This is a genomic window from Aquamicrobium terrae, assembly GCF_052978165.1.
The window spans coordinates 985,074-1,002,310 of record NZ_JBRKLZ010000001.1 but is presented as its reverse complement, the minus strand read 5'-3'; the positions used below and the strand labels follow the sequence as shown (position 1 = coordinate 1,002,310).

Below are 17,237 nucleotides of genomic sequence, written 5' to 3'. Positions count from 1 at the left end.
CTCAACCAGTGAGACAAACGAACTCATAAAGTTTTGACACACGATGCCTCTTTGCCGGCTTTTGGCGGTGGGAGGAAATTGAATTGAGCGAAGCGCAATACGACTACATCGTGATCGGTGCCGGTTCGGCAGGCTGCGCGGTCGCGGCGCGGCTTTCCGAAGACGGCAGGTTCCGGGTGGCCCTGATCGAGGCCGGCCCCAGGGATACAAGCCCCTGGATCCATCTCCCGCTGGGCTATGGCAAGACCATGTGGGACGAGCGCGTCAACTGGAAGCTCTACACGCAGCCCGATCCGAACATGAACGGCCGTCCGATCTATTGGCCGCGCGGCAAGGTTCTTGGCGGCTGCTCGTCCATCAACGGCCTGATCGCCATTCGCGGGCAGGCACAGGACTACGACGAGTGGACCGAATATGGCGGGGAGCAGTGGAGCTACCGCGAGGTGCTGCCATGGTTCCGCAAGTCGGAGACGTTCACGGACGACGTCAATCCGGACTACCACGGCAAGTCCGGGCCGATCCGTGTCGATCCCATCCGCCGCCGTCATCCGTTGATCGATGCCTTCATCTCGTCGGCGGGCAATCTGGGCATTCCCCGCAACAGTGATTTCAACGGGCCGGACCAGCAGGGAGCCGGCTATTATCATCTCACCACGCAAAACGGCCTGCGCAGCAGCGCCGCGGTCGGATACCTGCGCCAGGCGCGCGGGCGCGCCAACCTCACCGTGGTGACCGACGCAAGGGTGACCCGCATCCGCTTTGCGGGTCGCCGCGCCGAGGGCATCGAGTATCGCCGCGACGGCAAGACGCTTCGCATGGATGCGCGAAAAGGCGTGATCCTGTCGGCGGGGGCCGTCCATACCCCGCACCTGATGATGCTTTCCGGTCTCGGCCCCGCTGCGCATCTGAAGGAGCACGGCATCGATGTCCTGGCCGACATGCCCGGCGTGGGCGCCAATTTGCAGGATCACCTGCAGTTCCGGCTGATCTTCCGCTGCAACCGGCCCATCACCACCAATGACGATCTCAACAGCCTTCCGGGCAAAATCAAGATCGGCTTGCAGTGGCTGTTGTCGCGCTCCGGCCCGCTTGCGGTCGGCATCAACCAGGGCGCCCTGTTCACCAGCGTGACGCCGGGGTCGGATCGTCCCGATGTCCAGTTCCATATCGCCACGCTTTCGGCCGACATGGCCGGCGGCAAGGTCCATCCGTTTTCAGGCTTCACCATGTCCGTATGCCAGTTGCGCCCCGAAAGCCGGGGGCAGATACGGCTGGCTTCGGCGGATCCGGGCGACCAGCCTCATATCCACCCGAATTACCTGTCCGAGGAAAACGACCGGAAGGCGGCCGTGGCGGCGATACGGCTCGCCCGCCGGATCGCCGCGACCGATCCGCTGAAGGGCTTGATAGAGGGCGAGGAACTGCCCGGCTCGTCAGCCCAGAGCGATGAGGACATCCTCGAATTCGCGCGCGGCAACGGCGCCACGATATTCCATCCCACCAGCACCTGCCGCATGGGGCGCGAGGACGACCCGCTCGCGGTGGTCGGCCCCGACCTGAAGGTGCGCGGGATCGGCAATTTGTGGATCGCCGATTGCTCGGTCATGCCGCGCATCGTGTCCGGCAACACCAACCTGCCGGCAATCATGATCGGGGAGAGATTGCCCGAATTTCTCAAGGAATAGGTTTCTGGCCAATGGGAGGAGAGCCATGATCAAGAAACAAAGAACCGAAAGTGAAAAGGAAGTAAGGCGAGTCGTATTCGCGTCGCTGATCGGTGCGACCATCGAGTGGTACGACTTCTTCCTGTACGGCGTCGTTGCCGGCATCGTATTCAACCAGCTCTATTTTCCGACCACCGACCCGTTGGTTTCGACCGTCCTGGCTTATGCGACCTTTGCCGTGGGCTTCGTCGCCCGGCCGCTCGGTGGCGTGGTCTTCGGCCATTTCGGGGACAGGATAGGGCGCAAGCAGATGCTGGTCCTCACCATCCTCATCATGGGCGTCGCGACGGTCCTGATCGGCCTGCTTCCGACCTACGCGCAGATCGGGGTCGCCGCACCCATAGCCCTGCTCATCCTGCGCATCGCGCAGGGCATCGGCATCGGCGGGGAATGGGGCGGCGCCGTGCTGATGGCCTATGAGTTCGCGCCGGAAAACAAGCGCGGCTACTATGCCTCGATCCCGCAGATCGGCCTGGCGCTCGGCCTGTGCCTGTCGTCGGGCGTCGTGGCGCTTCTCAGCCTGCTGCCCAACGAAGCCTTCATGGCCTGGGGATGGCGCGTCGCCTTCGTCGGCTCCATCGTGCTCATCGTCGTGGGGCTCTACATCCGTCTCAAGGTGACCGAGACACCCGCCTTCGCCGCCGTCAAGGAGGAGCAGGAGGAGGTCAAGATCCCCTTTGCCGAGATGATCCGCAAATACCCCAGGAACATCCTGCTGGGCATGGGCGCGCGCTATATCGACGGCGTGTTCTTCAACGTCTTCGCGGTGTTCTCCATCGTCTACCTGTCGAAATACGCGAATGTCGAGCGCACCACCGCACTGGTGCTGGTGTGCCTGTCGGCAATCGTCATGGTCGTGTCGATCCCGGTCTTCGGCAAGCTGTCGGACCACTGGGGACGGCCGAAGACCTATGCCATCGGCAGCCTGCTTCTGGCGCTGGTGACCTTCCCGGCCTTCATGATGATGGGCAGCGGCAACCTGCTGTGGATCGGGCTGGCGCTGGTCGTGCCGTTCGGCATCATCTACGCCATGTGCTACGGCCCGGAGGCGGCCCTGTTTTCGGACCTGTTCGACGTGAAGGTCCGCTATACGGGCATTTCCTTCGTCTACCAGTTCTCGGGAATCTTCGCGAGCGGCATCACGCCGATCATCGCGACCTACCTGATCGACTTCGGAGACGGCACGCCCTGGCTGCTGGCGGGCTATGTCGTGTTCGCGGCGCTGGTCTCGATGGTTTCGGCGATGCTGATCCGGCCGCTGGACGTACCGGAACTCGCCTATCAGCGGTGACGCCAGACCTTCGACCCATGCCTGCGGCATTGCCTCCACGGTGATGCCGCAGGCGGTCCTGTCTTGCAGGCTGCTTAGGCAGGTTCCATGCGGGTTGGTGATACGAGTGCGCTTCGCATTGCCATGACCTGGCGGGAGTGTCATTTAGATCGCCAGGCTTTCGGAGACCCGCGTGCTCAAGTCCGAAGACAAGCAAATCGACGCCCGGCAATTGCGCATTCTGCTGACGCTGATCGAGGAGTGCAGCGTCACCCGCACGGCCGAGATCCTGAACCAGTCGCAGCCCTATGTCAGCCTGGTGCTCAAGCGCCTGCGCGAACTGGTCGGTGACCCGCTGCTGGTGCGCAGCGGCGCGAAGCTGGTGCCCACCGAAAGGGCGAGAAGCATGGTCGAGCCCATCCGCGCCGTGCTTGCCGGTATCGAGCAGGTCGTCAGCCCGGCCAGGACCTTCGTGCCGGCCGAAGCGAGCGGGACCTTTCACATCGCCTCCGCCGATTGCATGGAGGCGTTCTTCCTGCCCCGGCTGATCGCGCAGATGCGGACGGCCGCGCCGGGAATCCGGCTGACCATCCGCTCCATCGAGCAGGGCTACGACTATGCGGCGGCGCTGGAGCGGGGCGAGCTCGATGCCGTCATCGGCAATTGGCCGAGCCCGCCGCAGAACCTGAAGACCGTGCATCTCATGGCCGACGACATCGTCTGCCTGATGGGCGAGCAGCACCCGCTCGCGGCGGCGCAATCGCTTTCCATGGCCCGGTATCTCGAGGTGGAGCATCTGGCGCCGGTGCCGATGTCTTCGGCCGATCCGGGACCGATCGACGGGCGGCTGGCGGAACTGGGGCTGAAACGCGATATCCGGGTGATGGTGCCGGAGTTCAACCTCGTGCCCTATGTGCTGCTGTCGTCCGACCTCGTCTTCACCAGCAGCCGCCATTTCGCCCAGCACTATTCGGCCTTCCTGCCGATCCGCACCATCGACGCGCCCGCCGAGTTCGGCAAGATGCGGTTCTACCTGCTGTGGCATGAGCGGGCCCATGCCGCGCCCGAGAACAATTGGCTGCGCAACCAGATCATCGGGGTGGCGCGCGCCCTCGCGACCCGTCCGGCCGCAGTACTATAATCGAATCGATATAAACTTCTTTCGCTGCATGCCACTTTCGATATGCGGGTGGGGGTGCCACCTTTCTCCTGTTGCTGCAGTGACCAATTCGGGCCGTCGGCCGTGGCCTCGACACGATGGAAACAGGAGATTCACATGCAGGTTAGCGAAACGGAGAAGCTCGGCCGATGGGCCGGCCGCAACACCGACAAGGACGTGTTGCGCGAAGAGGTCTGGGGGGCGCTTGAGCGCGGCAACTACAATGTCGGCCCGGTGTGGAGCCGCATCCCCAATTTCGTCGGCGCCGACGAGGCCGCCAAGCGGCTGTCGGAGCTGTCCTTCTGGAAGAAGGCCAAGGTGGTCAAGTGCAATCCCGACCCGCCCCAGATTCCGGCCAGGCTGCGTGCCCTCTATGACGGCAAGCTGCTCTACACGCCGGTGCCGGAACTGGTGAAAGGCTTCCCCTTCGTGCTGCTCGATCCCGAGAAGCTGGCGAAGAACAACGTCCAGTTCGAGCTGGCCGCGACGTCCCAGGGCGCGGTCGAGCATGGCGAGCCGGTGGCGTTCGAGGACATGATGGAGCTCGATGTGGTTATCGTCGGCTGCGTCGGCGTTACCCGGCAGGGCGGACGCACCGGCAAGGGCGGCGGCTTTGCCGACCTCGAGCTCGGCATCTTCCGCGAACTGGGCAAGGTCTCGCCGGACACGCCGATCGTCACCACCGTCCATTCCACCCAGGTGGTGGACGACGACCGCATCATCATGCTCAAGCACGATTCGGCGCTGAACTGGATCGTCACCGAGAAGGAGGTCATCGAGACCCGCTCGCCCTATCCGCAGCCCACCGGCGTGGCCTGGGACGTGGTGCAGCAGGACCAGCTCGACGACATCCCCTTCCTCAAGACGCTCAAGGAGAACCTGCTGGCCCGCCGCGCCGGATAGAAGCCGCTGGAAGCCTGCAGTCTTGCCAACACCAACAAAAGAGGGGTTCGAAATGCTGACACGCAGGAATTTTCTCAAGCACACCGCATTGACGGCATCCGCGGCAGCCTTGGGGCTGGCGGGTTCCGTGAAGCGTTCGGCCGCCGCGGACCCCGTCCGCGTCGCCCTGATCATGACCGGGCCCATCACCGACGGGGGATGGGCCCAGCCGGCCTACGAGGGCCTGACGGCGCTGGGCGAGACCGGGAATTTCGAGGTCGCCTACGCCGAGAACGTCACCCAGGCCAAGATTCCGCAGGTGGTCCAGGGCTATGCCGATGACGGATACGATCTCATCATCGGCCATGGCTTCGAATTCGGCAGTGCGTTCATCGAGATCGCGCCGGACTATCCCGACCAGAAGTTCTTCGCCTCCACCTTCAAGCCCGAGGGCGAGGTGCCGGAGAATGTGCGCTATATCGACCTTGCCTATTTCCCTGCCGCCTATGGCGCCGGCACGCTCGCCGCGCTGATTTCGAAGAACGGCAAGGCCGTCGGCTTCGTCGGTGGCGGCGACAACCCGACCCAGCAGCGGATGATGAAGTGCTTCATCGCCGGTGCCGAGAAAGCCGTGCCCGCCATCAGGGGCCTCGGCGTCGTGACCGGCGACTATGAGAATGCGGCGCGCGGCAAGGAGGCGGCCGAGACCATGGTCGCCAATGGCGCGGACGTCATCTGGCATGGCGCCAACGTCACCGGTCTCGGCGCCATCCAGGGCGCGGTGTCCGGCGGCGCGACGGTCATCGGCTGCTATTCGGACCAGACCGAACTGGCACCCGACAAGATGGCCACCAGCTTCGTGATGAACCTGGCCTGGATGGTCAAGGAAGTGGCCGGCTCGGTCGCCGACGGAAGCTTCGAGGGCGGCGTCGAGTGGAAGCCGAAGGTGACGGAGATGTGGGCGCCCAGGGCAGCATCGATGGGCGACTACAATCCCGGTCTCGTGTCGGATGACAACTGGCAGAAATTCCAGGCTGTATGGGCAGAGCTCGGCGAGGGCAGCATCGACGTGGCCGCGCTCGTGCCGTGATATCGAAGGCCCGTTCGGCTATAGGCCGGGCGGGCCTTTTCGGCCATGAGAGCCGAGGGGAAGCTGGCACCGTTGCAGGGAGGATAAGATGGCGCCGTTCCTGACCGCCCGGCAGATCGTCAAGCGATTTGCATCCGTGGTGGCAAACGACCGTGTCGACTTCGATGTCGGGCGCGGGGAGATTCATGCCTTGCTGGGCGAGAACGGTGCCGGCAAGAGCACGCTCATGCAGATCGTCTATGGCCAGTATGCCATGGATTCTGGCGAGATCCTGATCGAGGGCCAGCCGGCGCGCATCCGCCACACCCGCGATGCGATCGACCGTGGCATCGGCATGATCCACCAGGAATTCATGCTGGTGCGGCGTTTCTCCGTGGTGGAGAACGTGGTGATGGGCCTCGATGCCGGCAAGGGGCCGATGGTCGACCTCAAGGCCGCGGCGGTGCGGCTGAAGGAGCTTTCACAGCGCCATGGCCTTCAGGTCGATCCCTGGCAGCTTGTGGAGCACCTGCCGGTGGGCGTGCAGCAGCGTGTCGAAATCCTCAAGCTGCTTTACCGTGACGCGCGCCTGCTCATTCTCGACGAGCCCACGGCGGTGCTGACCCCACAGGAGACCGAAGCGCTGTTTTGTGTGCTGCGCGAGCTTGCGGCCGATGGGCGCTCCATCGTCATCGTCACCCACAAGCTCAAGGAAATCATGGCCATCAGCGATCGGGTGACGATCATGCGCGACGGCCGGGTCGTGGCCTCCGTCAAGACGTCCGAAAGCTCGGAGGACGAGCTCGCGCGGCTGATGGTCGGCCGCGACGTGTCACTGAGGGCCAGCAAGGCCGCGCGGCCGGCGGGCAGGGACGTGCTGCGCATCGAGGGGCTGCATGTCGCCGATCATCGTGGGCACAGCGCCGTCGCCGGTGTCGATCTGACGGTGCGCGAGGGCGAGATTCTCGGCCTCGCAGGTGTCGACGGAAACGGCCAGTCCGAGCTTGCAGAGGCCATCATGAACCTCAGGCCGGTGCGGCAGGGCAGGGTGCTGCTGGGCGATATCGACCTGACATGCGCATCGCCGGCGGAACACCACCGGCACGGCCTTGCCTATGTGCCCGCCGACCGGCGCCATGTCGGCTCCCTGACCGACCTGTCGATCGGGCGCAACGCCATTCTCGGCCGCCAGGGTGCCTTCACCAACGGCATGGGGCTGATGGACGAGCAGAAGATCGCCGGCTTCGCCTCGGGGCTGATCGAGCGCTTCGATGTCCGGCCGCGAAACCCTGCCTACATCGCCGGCAAGCTTTCTGGCGGCAATCTGCAAAAGGTCATCCTCGGCCGCGAGGTGATGCGCGACCCGGCGGCCATCATCGTCGAGCAGCCGACGCGCGGGCTCGATGTCGGCGCGATCGAGGCGGTCTGGCGCGAGATCATCGCCCAGCGCGATGCCGGCAAGGCGATCCTGCTGATTTCCGCCGAACTGGAGGAGATCCTCAACCTCGCCGACCGCATCGCCGTCATCTATGAGGGCCGCATCATGGGCATCGTCGAGGCAAAGGACGCCTCGCTTGCCTCGATCGGCATGATGATGGCCGGCGCCGGCCAGGCTGACGCCGATCTGGAGAAAGCATCATGAGGAAACTGATCGAGCGCCGGACCACGCCGGCGGCGTCCTTCACCGCGGTGGCGCTTGCGACCGGTCTGTCGGTGGTGCTGGCGCTGGTGATCGGCGGGCTTCTGTTCCTGCCCTTCGGCGCCAATCCGTTCCAGGCCTATGGGGCGCTGTTCGAGGCCGGCTTCGCCACGTGGCGCGGCTTCGGCTTCACGCTGGTCAAGGCCGCGCCGCTGATCCTCATCGGTCTCGGCACGATCTGCGCCTGGCGTACCGGCTTTGCCTATCTGGGCTTCGAGGGTTGCCTGCTGGTCGGGGCCGCCAGCGCCACCTGGTTCTCGCTCCAGGTTGCCGAGGGCGGTGCGATCGGGCCGCTGCCCTTTGCCGTCTTCCTGCCGCTGGCCGTTCTCGTCGCGATGCTGACGGGTGCCGTCTGGGCGGGAATCGTCGGCCTGTTCAAGAGCCGTTTCGGCGGCAACGAGGTCATCACCTCGCTGATGATGAACTATATCGCCATCTTCCTGGTGCAATATCTGGTGTCGGGACCGCTGCGGGCGAAGGGCGAGCTGCCGGCCAGCCCGCGCCTGCCGCAGGAGACCTGGCTGCCCGTGATACTGGAGGGAACGCGGGCCCATGCCGGCATCCTGATCGCCATGGTTGCGGCGGTTGCGGTGTGGCTGCTGCTGCTTCGCAGCCGTGTCGGCTACGAGCTGGTGGTGACCGGGCTGAACCCGAAGGCGGCGCGCTATGGCGGCATCAATGTCGGCAGCCGGCAGATCATCGCCGCCCTGCTGGCCGGCGGGCTGGCATCGCTCGCAGGCATGGTCGAGGTGCTCGGCGTGCACCACAGGCTGGTCGACGGCCTGTCCGAAGGCACCGGCTTCATCGGCATCGTCACGGCGCTGCTGGGCAAGCTCCATCCGCTCGGCGCGGTGATTGCCGCCCTGCTCTATGCCGGAATGTCGGTCGGCGCCGACGCCATGCAGCGGCAGGCGGGGTTGCCGGCTTCGGTGATCTTCATCGTCCAGAGCCTGATCGTGCTCTTCGTGCTGGCCAGCGACCTGCTGCGCTACTACGCGATCAGATGGCCCTCGACCCCGTGCCGGCCGGGTCGTGTCATCATGACGGAAGCCGGGAGGAAGTAGATGGAATCGGATCTCGTCCTCTCCACCTTTCTCGTCGCCTGGCTGGCGGCCGCCGTGCGCCTTGCCGGGCCGCTTTTGCTGTCGGCCCTGGGCGAGATCTTCGCCGAGCGCTCGGGCATCCTCAATGTCGGCATAGAAGGCACCATGCTGATCGGCGCGGTCGCCAGCTACCTGGTCGCGCTGCAGACCGGAAGCCCGGTGATGGGCCTGCTGGCGGCCATGCTGGCCGGCCTTGCCGCCAGCCTGTTCCTGGCCTGGATGTATGTTTCGGTGCAGGCGAACCAGGTGGTTGTCGGCATCATTTTCAACATCTTGGCGCTCGGCCTGGCGAGCTACTTCTACCGGCTTTTCATGGGCGGGGTTTCGGGGCCGCAGAAAATCGTCATGTTCGAGCCGATCGCCATACCGTTCCTGTCCGAGATTCCGTTGCTTGGGCCCATCCTGTTCAGGCATACGGTGTTCCTCTATGCCGTCATGCTTCTGGTGCCCGTGGCCGGCTTCGTGCTCTACCGCACCAAGCTCGGGCTGAGGCTGCGCGCGGTCGGGGAAAATCCCCGTGCGGCGAGCACGGCCGGGATCAGCGTATCGGCCATGCGCTATGTCGGCGTGCTGATATCCGGCGCGGCTGCCGGGGCGGCGGGCTCGTATCTCATTCTCGCGCAGGTCGGCCTTTTCCGCGAAACGATCATTGCCGGCCAGGGCTTCATCGCGCTCGCCATCGTGATTTTCGGCCGCTGGAACCCGTACAAGGCGGCACTGGCGGCATTGGTGTTCGGCGCCGCGGATGCGCTGCAACTGTCGTTGCAACTGTTCCAGGTCGGCCTGCCGCCGCAATTGCTGCTGGCCCTGCCTTATCTGCTTACGGTGATCGCCATGTCGGGTCTTCTGGGCAAGGCCAACCAGCCCGACGCGCTGATGATGCCCTATCGCAGGGAGTAGGCGGCACCGCCTTCCGGAACAAGGCGGCACAAATCCAACGGAAGGCGGGCCTGCATGAAGCGGCGGCCGTTGTCGGCCGGCCGAATGGGAAGTCCGTACCGTGGCATTCCCACGCATATTGGCATGAAACGAAGTACGGCCCGGAGCTTTCCGAGCCTGTTAACCGGTCAATTTTCGTGTAAAATCAAAAACTTAAAAAATGGTAGCGGAGGAGGGACTCGAACCCCCGACACAAGGATTATGATTCCTCTGCTCTAACCGACTGAGCTACTCCGCCCCGGTGCTTGGGATTCGATTTGCAGCGCGTCGCCGCCGAACCCCTCGCCAAGGTCGCGCGGATATAAGGTGGCCTTGGCGACCGTGTCAAGCGCGCAAACGACTTGTTTGGGAAGCCGGGCAACCTATTTTCAGCGTGCCGCGATCTTGCCTGCCTGAACGGGCGGGGTTGAGTTCGGACCGGCCCGCCGCTATGTGTCAGCCACGAAATTTTCGAGTCCACGATTGATGAAACCGCGTATTGCCGTCCTTGGATGCGGATACTGGGGCAGCAACCATGTCCGCACCCTCAAGGCGCTTGGAGCCCTCCACGCGGTCTCCGATGCGAATCGCGACCGCGCCGAAGGCTTTGCCAGCGAGCAGGAATGCCTGGCGCTGGCGCCCGACGAGTTGTTCGAGCGTGACGATGTCGATGCCATCGTCATGGCCTTGCCCCCCCAGTTCCATGCCGACACTGCCATCCGGGCGGTCAATGCGGGCAAGGATGTGCTGGTCGAGAAGCCGGTGGCGCTTACGGTCGAGGATGCCGAGCGCGCGGTGAAGGCGGCCCGGGACAACAAGCGCGTCTACATGGTCGGCCATGTGCTGCGCTTCCATCCGGCCTTCGAGAAGCTGAAGGCGCTGGTCGATGCCGGCGAACTCGGCGAAATCCGCTATATCCATTCGCACCGGCTGGGCCTCGGCAAGTTCCACACCGAAAACGACGCGCTGTGGGATCTCGCCCCGCACGATCTGTCGATGATTCTTGCCATTACCGGCGCCGCGCCGATCGAGGTGCATGGGGAAGGCGCGGCGATGCTCGACCATCTCAGCGATTTCGCCCATCTGCACATGCGGTTTCCCGGCAATCTGCGCGGCCACCTGTTCGCCTCACGCCTCAATCCCTACCGGGAGCGGCGGCTGACGGTGGTCGGCACCAAGGGCATGGCCGTGTTCGACGATGTCGAGCCGTGGGAGCGCAAGCTTGCCGTCTACCACCACTCGGTGTGGCAGGACAGCGGCCAGTGGGCGTTCACGGCCGACGAGCCGCATTATGTCCCGGTCGAGCAGGGCATGCCGCTGACGCGCGAACTGGAGCATTTCATCCAGTGCATCGAGACCCGCGCCGAGCCGCGCACCGATGGAGAGGAGGCAATCCGGGTGCTGCAGGTGTTGACCGCCGGCACGGTGCGCCATCAGGGCGCGTTATAGGAAGCGCTTCGCTCCTATCCTGGTTTTTGCTGTTTGATCAGCCGTGGGCCTGGGCCGGCGCGGCGCCCAGGCGCGACAGCATGGCTTCGGCCTCCGCGCCGCGTTCGGAGCGGCCGATGAAGCCGCCGCCCAGCACGCGCGCCTCGTTGCCGTCGTCGGAATAGAGCACGCAGGCCTGGCCGGGAGCGACGCCGGATTCGCCGTCGACCAGTTCGACCACGGCCGTGCCTTCGTGCTGGCGCAGTACCGCCGGGCGGGGAGGGCGGGTGGACCGCACCTTGGCGAACAATTCCACGCCTGCGGCCGGAATTTCCGAAAGGGGGCCGTCGCCCAGCCAGTTCATGTCGCGCAGATAGACCCTGTGCGTTTCCAGCGCCTCGCGCGGGCCGACGATGACGCGCGAGCGCTCGGCGTCGAGATGGACGACGTAAAGCGGCTCGCCCGACGCCACGCCGATGCCCCGGCGCTGGCCGATCGTGTAGCGCAATATGCCTTCGTGGCGGCCGAGCACGCGGCCGTCGATATGGACGATGTCGCCGGAACTGGCCGCACCGGGCTTCAGCTTGGCGATGATGTCGGAATATTTGCCCTGCGGCACGAAGCAGATGTCCTGGCTGTCCTGCTTGGCGGCCACCGAAAGCCCCATCTCCTCGGCCATGGCGCGTACGGCGGGCTTGGGCAGGTCGCCCAGCGGAAAGCGCAGATAGTCGAGCTGCTCCTGGGTGGTGGCGAACAGGAAGTAGCTCTGGTCGCGGTCGGCATCGAGCGGGCGGTAGAGCGCGCGATGGGCGCCGTTGGGACGCGAACGGATATAGTGGCCGGTGGCCAGCGCGTCGGCGCCCAGCTCCTTTGCGGTGGCCAGCAGATCGGCGAACTTGACCGTCTGGTTGCACGCCACGCAGGGGATCGGCGTCTCGCCATGGACATAGCTTTCCGCGAAGGGATTGATCACGGCCTCGCGGAAGCGCCGCTCATAGTCGAGCACGTAATGGGGAATGCCCAGCGTCTCGGAGACGCGGCGAGCATCGTCGATGTCCTGTCCGGCGCAGCACGAGCCAGGCCGGTGCGTGGCGGCGCCATGGTCGTAAAGCTGCAATGTCACGCCGACGACGTCATAGCCCTCGCGTTTGAGCAGCCCCGCCACCACCGAGGAATCGACGCCGCCAGACATGGCGACGACGACGCGCGTGTCCTGCGGGCGTGCGGGAAGGTCCAGGCTGTTCATCTCTTCATTCCAAACAGGATGCGGCCGCGATTGCATTCCGGTGTGCCGGAAACGGGCCAGTCAGGCAAATATAGGGCAGGCTTCGATGGCTTGCCAGACCGGTTTTCATGTCCGGCACGAGATCGGAAAGCAGCTTTACGGCATTTGAACCATATTTGAAGCAAACGCCAGAGCATTTCCTAACGTGACGTTCATGTTCGTTACCTATCCATTAGGGACCGCTTAGGCAATTTTTAAAGCTGTGGCGGTAGTGTGGCAGCGATTGGTTCTTGCGTGTTTTTAGTAGAGAGTATGATGACCGATCTTGTTAGACCGCGAGTCAAATACGTAATCGGGCCCGACGGCAGCCCGCTTACAATTGCCGATTTGCCGCCGACCAACACACGGCGCTGGGTTATCCGGCGCAAGGCCGAAGTGGTCGCGGCCGTTCGCGGCGGCCTTCTGAGCCTCGAGGAAGCCTGCCAGCGTTATGCGCTGACCACCGAGGAGTTCCTTTCCTGGCAGGCCTCGATCGACGAATACGGGCTGGCGGGGCTGCGCACCACCCGCATTCAGCAATACAGGCACTAAAGCGCGTCGCGATCCCGCTTTCGGGCGACATGCTCCACTCGCCGCGCGTCCTGATGGGCGCTATCGGCAATTCATCCCTTTTCAATGGCGGCCCGGAATAGCTTTCGGCGCCCTGGCTTATCGCTGAACCATCATAAAAAGGCCTCGACCGGACAAGGTCGGGGCTTTTTACATTCCGACGTCGAGAAACCGGGCGGCAGGATCGGCGGATCCATGCGCCTGCAATGCAAAACGGCCCCGCAGGACAATCTGCGGGGCCGTTGAAGTCTTCGGAAGTGCCAGGAAAATCAGCCGATCATGGCGCTGCGCGGGCCGGTGTCGACATCGCGGGCCTTGCCGTCGCGCATTTCCAGCATCTCGGCCTTGGAAAGCTCCGCTTCAGCTTCGATGAGTAGGGTTTCGGCCGTGGCCCGCTGCTTGGCGAGGTCGGATTGCGAATCCCTCAGGTTGTCGCGCCGCTGGCGCGCGGCCTTGGCGAATGTCGGATAGGCGAAATGGTTGATATCGGTGATCCCGGCCTTCTTTTCCTCGGCGGTGATCTGCAGTTCCAGCTCGGTGGCCATGCGATCGAATTCGGTGATCATCGCGTCGAGCTGCGCCAGTTGCCGCCGTTTCTCGTTCACCTGGAACTGCTTCAGCCGAACGAGGCTCTCACGTGACTTCATGACCCTCAACTCCGCACATACTCTTTACGCTCGCACTGTTGTGGCGAGACGGCCGGGGCCGTCATCCCCCTTGTCCTCCATTGAGACCCTCCAATGGAAAACAAAGTCCTAAGATTTTTCGCGCCCGGTAACCATTCGTTTACGGGCATTGTTAATCATACGGGGCAGGGCTTAAGACCCGGTAAAAATTCCGATGCGGATTGTGCCGGCGAGAGAGTCCGATGAATCACTTACGTCTGTTTTTTGACGTAGTGGATGAATTTGGGCTTTTCCCGAATCATCTTTGGATTCAATAGGGTGTGGAAAGAGGTTAAAAATTCTGATATCGTCCGAAGCACGAAATTAGGATTTGTTAACCATTCGGTGGCAGTTTTGATTCAGGCAATCGCTGCCGCGGACCAGGACGGGTCGTAAAGAGGTTCGGCGGCAGAAAAGGGGAATGAGATGCGCGTTCTGCTGATAGAAGATGACAGTGCAACGGCACAGAGCATCGAGCTTATGCTGAAGTCTGAAAGCTTCAATGTCTACACCACCGATCTTGGCGAAGAAGGTGTGGACCTCGGGAAGCTGTATGACTACGACATTATTCTCCTCGACCTGAATCTTCCCGATATGTCGGGGTACGAGGTCTTGAGGACACTTCGCCTGTCCAAGGTGAAGACGCCGATCCTGATCCTCTCCGGCATGGCCGGCATCGAGGACAAGGTGCGCGGCCTCGGCTTCGGCGCCGACGACTACATGACCAAGCCGTTCCACAAGGATGAGCTGGTTGCCCGCATCCATGCCATCGTGCGCCGCTCGAAAGGCCATGCGCAGTCGGTCATCACCACCGGCGACCTGGTGGTCAATCTCGACGCCAAGACGGTGGAAGTCGGCGGACAGCGCGTGCACCTGACCGGCAAGGAATACCAGATGCTGGAGCTGCTCTCGCTACGCAAGGGCACCACGCTTACCAAGGAAATGTTCCTCAACCACCTCTATGGCGGCATGGACGAGCCGGAACTCAAGATCATCGACGTCTTCATCTGCAAGCTGCGCAAGAAGCTCGATGCCTGTTCGGGCGGCCAGAACTACATCGAAACGGTCTGGGGCCGCGGCTACGTGCTGCGCGAGCCCGAAGACATCCGCGAAAGCGCCTGACGGCAGCTTCGTCGCAATGAAAAACCCGGCAATGCCGGGTTTTTTGCGTTCGGAAGTGCTTCCCGGCCAAAGTCAGGCGGCGATTTTCAGGGTACGAAAGCTGTCCAGAAGCTGGCCACGGTCAAAGGGCTTCAGCAGATAGCCGTCGGCGCCGGCACGCCTGGCGCGCATGATCGCACCGACGTCCATTTCCACGAGTGAAATCAGGAGCTTCGGAGCGGCAGGGTCATCGATGGCGCGGATCTGGCGAATCAGGTCCACAGCGCTCATGTCCGGCAGGTTGGTGGACACGACGATGACATGCGGCATCGTCTTCCGGCACATTTCCACGGCCTCGGCGCCGCTGCCGCTTTCGAAAACGGTCATGTCGGGGGTGGCGAGAATCCGCTTGGCGACCCGGCGAACCACGCTCGACGCGTCAACGAACATGCAGCTTTGCTTCATCTGTCTTTCCCGAACGGCGCGTTGCCGGAAGATGGCGTCGCGAGGCTTCGGCCATGCTAGGCGCAATCGGTAAAGAAGCGGGAAACCCGCCGGCTAAAATTTGCCTCAAGCTGTCGGGAATGGGCAGGCCCGGAAAGGCCAGGCCTTTGAATCGGAAACCGGCAAGCGGTTTCGGACTATTTCGACGATCGGTCGACATGTCGGGTCGCGCCCTCCCGGCTTCAGGCGGGCAGGGCGCATGAACGGTGAATATCTCAGGCGGCGGTGAGGGTGATCTCATCCGGCGTGGCGCGGATGGAGATGGTCATTCCGGCTTCGCGCGCCAGCAACAGCGTGTAGTAGGGCTGCACGGCATGGGCGTCGATCGGCTCTTCCGGCTTGTTTCCGGAGTGCAGTTCCAGGAACTTCGGCGGCACCCGCAGCATCGGGCCGCTGGACGAAATGACGAAGCGCGGCGCCGTCTCGACGTTTTCGAGCACCACCGCGATGCGGCCGCCGCGCGGGATGGCGGCGTTGGCGACGAGGATGAGGTTGAGCAGCAGCTTGACCTTGTTCTTGGGCAGGAGCACGCGGCCGCCCGTCCAGCTCAGGTCCGGCTTCTCGTTCTTCAGGAAGGCTGTCGCCACGGCTTCCGCGTCGCCCGTATCGATCTGCATGCCGGCCGAGCCTGCGGCGCCGAAGGCGATGCGCGCGAATTGCAGCCGGGCCGACGCGTTGCGGGCGCTCTGGCGGATGAGGTTCATGGCGTCTTCGTCGGCGCCGCCTTCATCGAGCAGTTCCAGGCCGTTGTTGATGGCGCCCACAGGGGAAATGATGTCGTGACAGACGCGGCTGCACAAAAGGGCGGCAAGATCAGGCGCGGAAAGCGTGAAAAGGTCTGTCATAAGCGGTAATCCCTGCGAATCAGTCTGTCGACGTGCATACGCCACCTTGCGCCGCCACCCTATACCTTGCGGTGTCGATGCCGGCGGCGGGTGCCGGCATGGCTGCAAAACGTGGCGTGGTGGCGCAGGCGGATGTCCCCAAAGGGCAGTTTCGGCCTTCGAACTGCCACGTTCATGTGAAAGCTTAATGGTTGAAAAAGGATTACGGCATAATTTGCCGTAATTGGCATCATAAGTGGTCGGCACAGAATCACGGATGCCCGAGGCGCAGGCAAGGTGCTCCGTTACGGAGATTGACTGCATGTTTTCCCGAATCCTCGAGCTGGGTTTCATCCGTGCTCTTGCTGCGACCATCATCCTCGCGAGCGCGCTCGCCGTTTCGGTGTCGGCGTCGCGGGCTCAGGAATACACGGCGCAGGAGATCGTCGAATCCGGCCATCGCTTCTTCGGCTCCACGTCGGGCGGGCTCGCCAGCGTGGTGGAGAAGGTGTTCGCCTCCTACGGCCTGCCGAACGGCTATGTCCTCGGCGAGGAGGGCTCCGGGGCGCTGATCGGCGGCCTGACCTATGGCGAGGGCACGCTCTATACCAAGAATGCCGGCGACCATAAGGTGTTCTGGCAGGGGCCTTCCCTGGGCTGGGATTTCGGCGGGCAGGGCTCGCGCGTCATGGTGCTGGTCTACAATCTCGACGATGTCAGCAATCTCTACACCCGTTTCGGCGGCGTCGCCGGCTCGGCCTATGTGGTGGCGGGCGTCGGCTTCAACGTGCTGAAAGCCAACCAGATGCTGCTGGTGCCGATCCGCACCGGGGTCGGCGCAAGGCTCGGCATCAATATGGGCTATCTGAAGCTCACCCAGGCGCCGACCTGGAATCCCTTCTGAGGAAACAGCGTTCCGGCAGGAGCCGAATCCGTCTTGCCGGGGCAGCGGATTTGGTTCATGCCTAGGCCCTGTCGCCCGAAAGCGGGAACCGGTTTCGGGGCAAGGACATGCTTAAAGGCAGGAAGCTGAAGCGCGGCCACGCGCTCTCGCCTG

At 63.6% G+C, this 17,237-nt stretch carries 16 protein-coding genes and 1 tRNA gene; 12 read left to right on the top strand and 5 right to left on the bottom strand.

Annotated features, from left to right (window positions below):
- Positions 1 to 83 precede the first annotated feature (83 nt).
- From ACVCNR_RS05020 to ACVCNR_RS04985, 8 genes are all read left to right on the top strand, one after another.
- Positions 84 to 1,685 (top strand): GMC family oxidoreductase, encoded by a 1,602-nt coding sequence (locus ACVCNR_RS05020; RefSeq protein WP_447074002.1) that lies wholly within the window; start codon positions 84 to 86, stop codon positions 1,683 to 1,685.
- Between the two features lie 25 nt (positions 1,686 to 1,710).
- The gene (locus ACVCNR_RS05015; RefSeq protein WP_447074001.1) at positions 1,711 to 3,015 is read left to right on the top strand and encodes an MFS transporter; all 1,305 of its coding nucleotides are present in this window, start codon (positions 1,711 to 1,713) and stop codon (positions 3,013 to 3,015) included.
- 172 nt (positions 3,016 to 3,187) lie between these two features.
- Positions 3,188 to 4,135, top strand: coding sequence for a LysR family transcriptional regulator (locus tag ACVCNR_RS05010; RefSeq protein WP_354194068.1), 948 nt, complete (start codon positions 3,188 to 3,190; stop codon positions 4,133 to 4,135).
- A gap of 135 nt (positions 4,136 to 4,270) precedes the next feature.
- Entirely contained in the window at positions 4,271 to 5,056 is a 786-nt protein-coding gene (locus ACVCNR_RS05005) for a 5-formyltetrahydrofolate cyclo-ligase (RefSeq protein WP_354194070.1), read from the top strand.
- A gap of 52 nt (positions 5,057 to 5,108) precedes the next feature.
- Complete coding sequence (locus ACVCNR_RS05000) at positions 5,109 to 6,125, top strand: BMP family protein (RefSeq protein ID WP_354194072.1); 1,017 nt, start codon at positions 5,109 to 5,111, stop codon at positions 6,123 to 6,125.
- A gap of 88 nt (positions 6,126 to 6,213) precedes the next feature.
- Complete coding sequence (locus ACVCNR_RS04995) at positions 6,214 to 7,746, top strand: ABC transporter ATP-binding protein (protein WP_354194074.1); 1,533 nt, start codon at positions 6,214 to 6,216, stop codon at positions 7,744 to 7,746.
- Positions 7,743 to 8,867, top strand: coding sequence for an ABC transporter permease (locus ACVCNR_RS04990; protein ID WP_354194076.1), 1,125 nt, complete (start codon positions 7,743 to 7,745; stop codon positions 8,865 to 8,867). The genes ACVCNR_RS04995 and ACVCNR_RS04990 overlap by 4 nt, the downstream gene beginning before the upstream one ends.
- The gene (locus ACVCNR_RS04985) at positions 8,868 to 9,806 is read left to right on the top strand and encodes an ABC transporter permease (RefSeq protein WP_354194078.1); all 939 of its coding nucleotides are present in this window, start codon (positions 8,868 to 8,870) and stop codon (positions 9,804 to 9,806) included.
- Positions 9,807 to 10,006: 200 nt separating this feature from the next.
- Here ACVCNR_RS04985 and ACVCNR_RS04980 read toward each other — a convergent pair.
- Positions 10,007 to 10,083, bottom strand: a tRNA-Met gene (locus tag ACVCNR_RS04980).
- A gap of 227 nt (positions 10,084 to 10,310) precedes the next feature.
- Here ACVCNR_RS04980 and ACVCNR_RS04975 point away from each other — a divergent pair.
- Entirely contained in the window at positions 10,311 to 11,273 is a 963-nt protein-coding gene (locus ACVCNR_RS04975) for a Gfo/Idh/MocA family protein (protein WP_447074000.1), read from the top strand.
- Between the two features lie 37 nt (positions 11,274 to 11,310).
- On the opposite strand, the gene mnmA is transcribed toward ACVCNR_RS04975, so the two are convergent.
- Positions 11,311 to 12,498 (bottom strand): tRNA 2-thiouridine(34) synthase MnmA, encoded by a 1,188-nt coding sequence (gene mnmA / locus ACVCNR_RS04970; protein WP_447073999.1) that lies wholly within the window; start codon positions 12,496 to 12,498, stop codon positions 11,311 to 11,313.
- A 294-nt stretch (positions 12,499 to 12,792) separates the two neighbouring features.
- Between mnmA and sciP the strand changes: the two genes are divergently transcribed.
- Complete coding sequence (gene sciP / locus ACVCNR_RS04965) at positions 12,793 to 13,068, top strand: CtrA inhibitor SciP (RefSeq protein WP_183831664.1); 276 nt, start codon at positions 12,793 to 12,795, stop codon at positions 13,066 to 13,068.
- A 287-nt stretch (positions 13,069 to 13,355) separates the two neighbouring features.
- On the opposite strand, the gene ACVCNR_RS04960 is transcribed toward sciP, so the two are convergent.
- Positions 13,356 to 13,733 carry a flagellar export protein FliJ gene (locus tag ACVCNR_RS04960; protein WP_447073998.1) on the bottom strand — a complete coding sequence of 126 codons (378 nt, stop codon included), beginning with the start codon at positions 13,731 to 13,733 and terminating at the stop codon, positions 13,356 to 13,358.
- A gap of 444 nt (positions 13,734 to 14,177) precedes the next feature.
- Here ACVCNR_RS04960 and ctrA point away from each other — a divergent pair, with 444 nt between their 5' ends.
- Positions 14,178 to 14,873, top strand: a complete 696-nt coding sequence (gene ctrA / locus ACVCNR_RS04955; protein WP_035028413.1) for a response regulator transcription factor CtrA — start codon at positions 14,178 to 14,180, stop codon at positions 14,871 to 14,873.
- Between the two features lie 72 nt (positions 14,874 to 14,945).
- On the opposite strand, the gene ACVCNR_RS04950 is transcribed toward ctrA, so the two are convergent.
- Both ACVCNR_RS04950 and chpT read right to left on the bottom strand, forming a co-directional pair.
- Positions 14,946 to 15,317 carry a response regulator gene (locus tag ACVCNR_RS04950; RefSeq protein WP_447073997.1) on the bottom strand — a complete coding sequence of 124 codons (372 nt, stop codon included), beginning with the start codon at positions 15,315 to 15,317 and terminating at the stop codon, positions 14,946 to 14,948.
- Between the two features lie 254 nt (positions 15,318 to 15,571).
- Entirely contained in the window at positions 15,572 to 16,201 is a 630-nt protein-coding gene (gene chpT, locus ACVCNR_RS04945) for a histidine phosphotransferase ChpT (RefSeq protein ID WP_447073996.1), read from the bottom strand.
- 301 nt (positions 16,202 to 16,502) lie between these two features.
- Here chpT and ACVCNR_RS04940 point away from each other — a divergent pair, with 301 nt between their 5' ends.
- Positions 16,503 to 17,084 carry a DUF1134 domain-containing protein gene (locus ACVCNR_RS04940; RefSeq protein ID WP_354194220.1) on the top strand — a complete coding sequence of 194 codons (582 nt, stop codon included), beginning with the start codon at positions 16,503 to 16,505 and terminating at the stop codon, positions 17,082 to 17,084.
- Positions 17,085 to 17,237 lie beyond the last annotated feature (153 nt).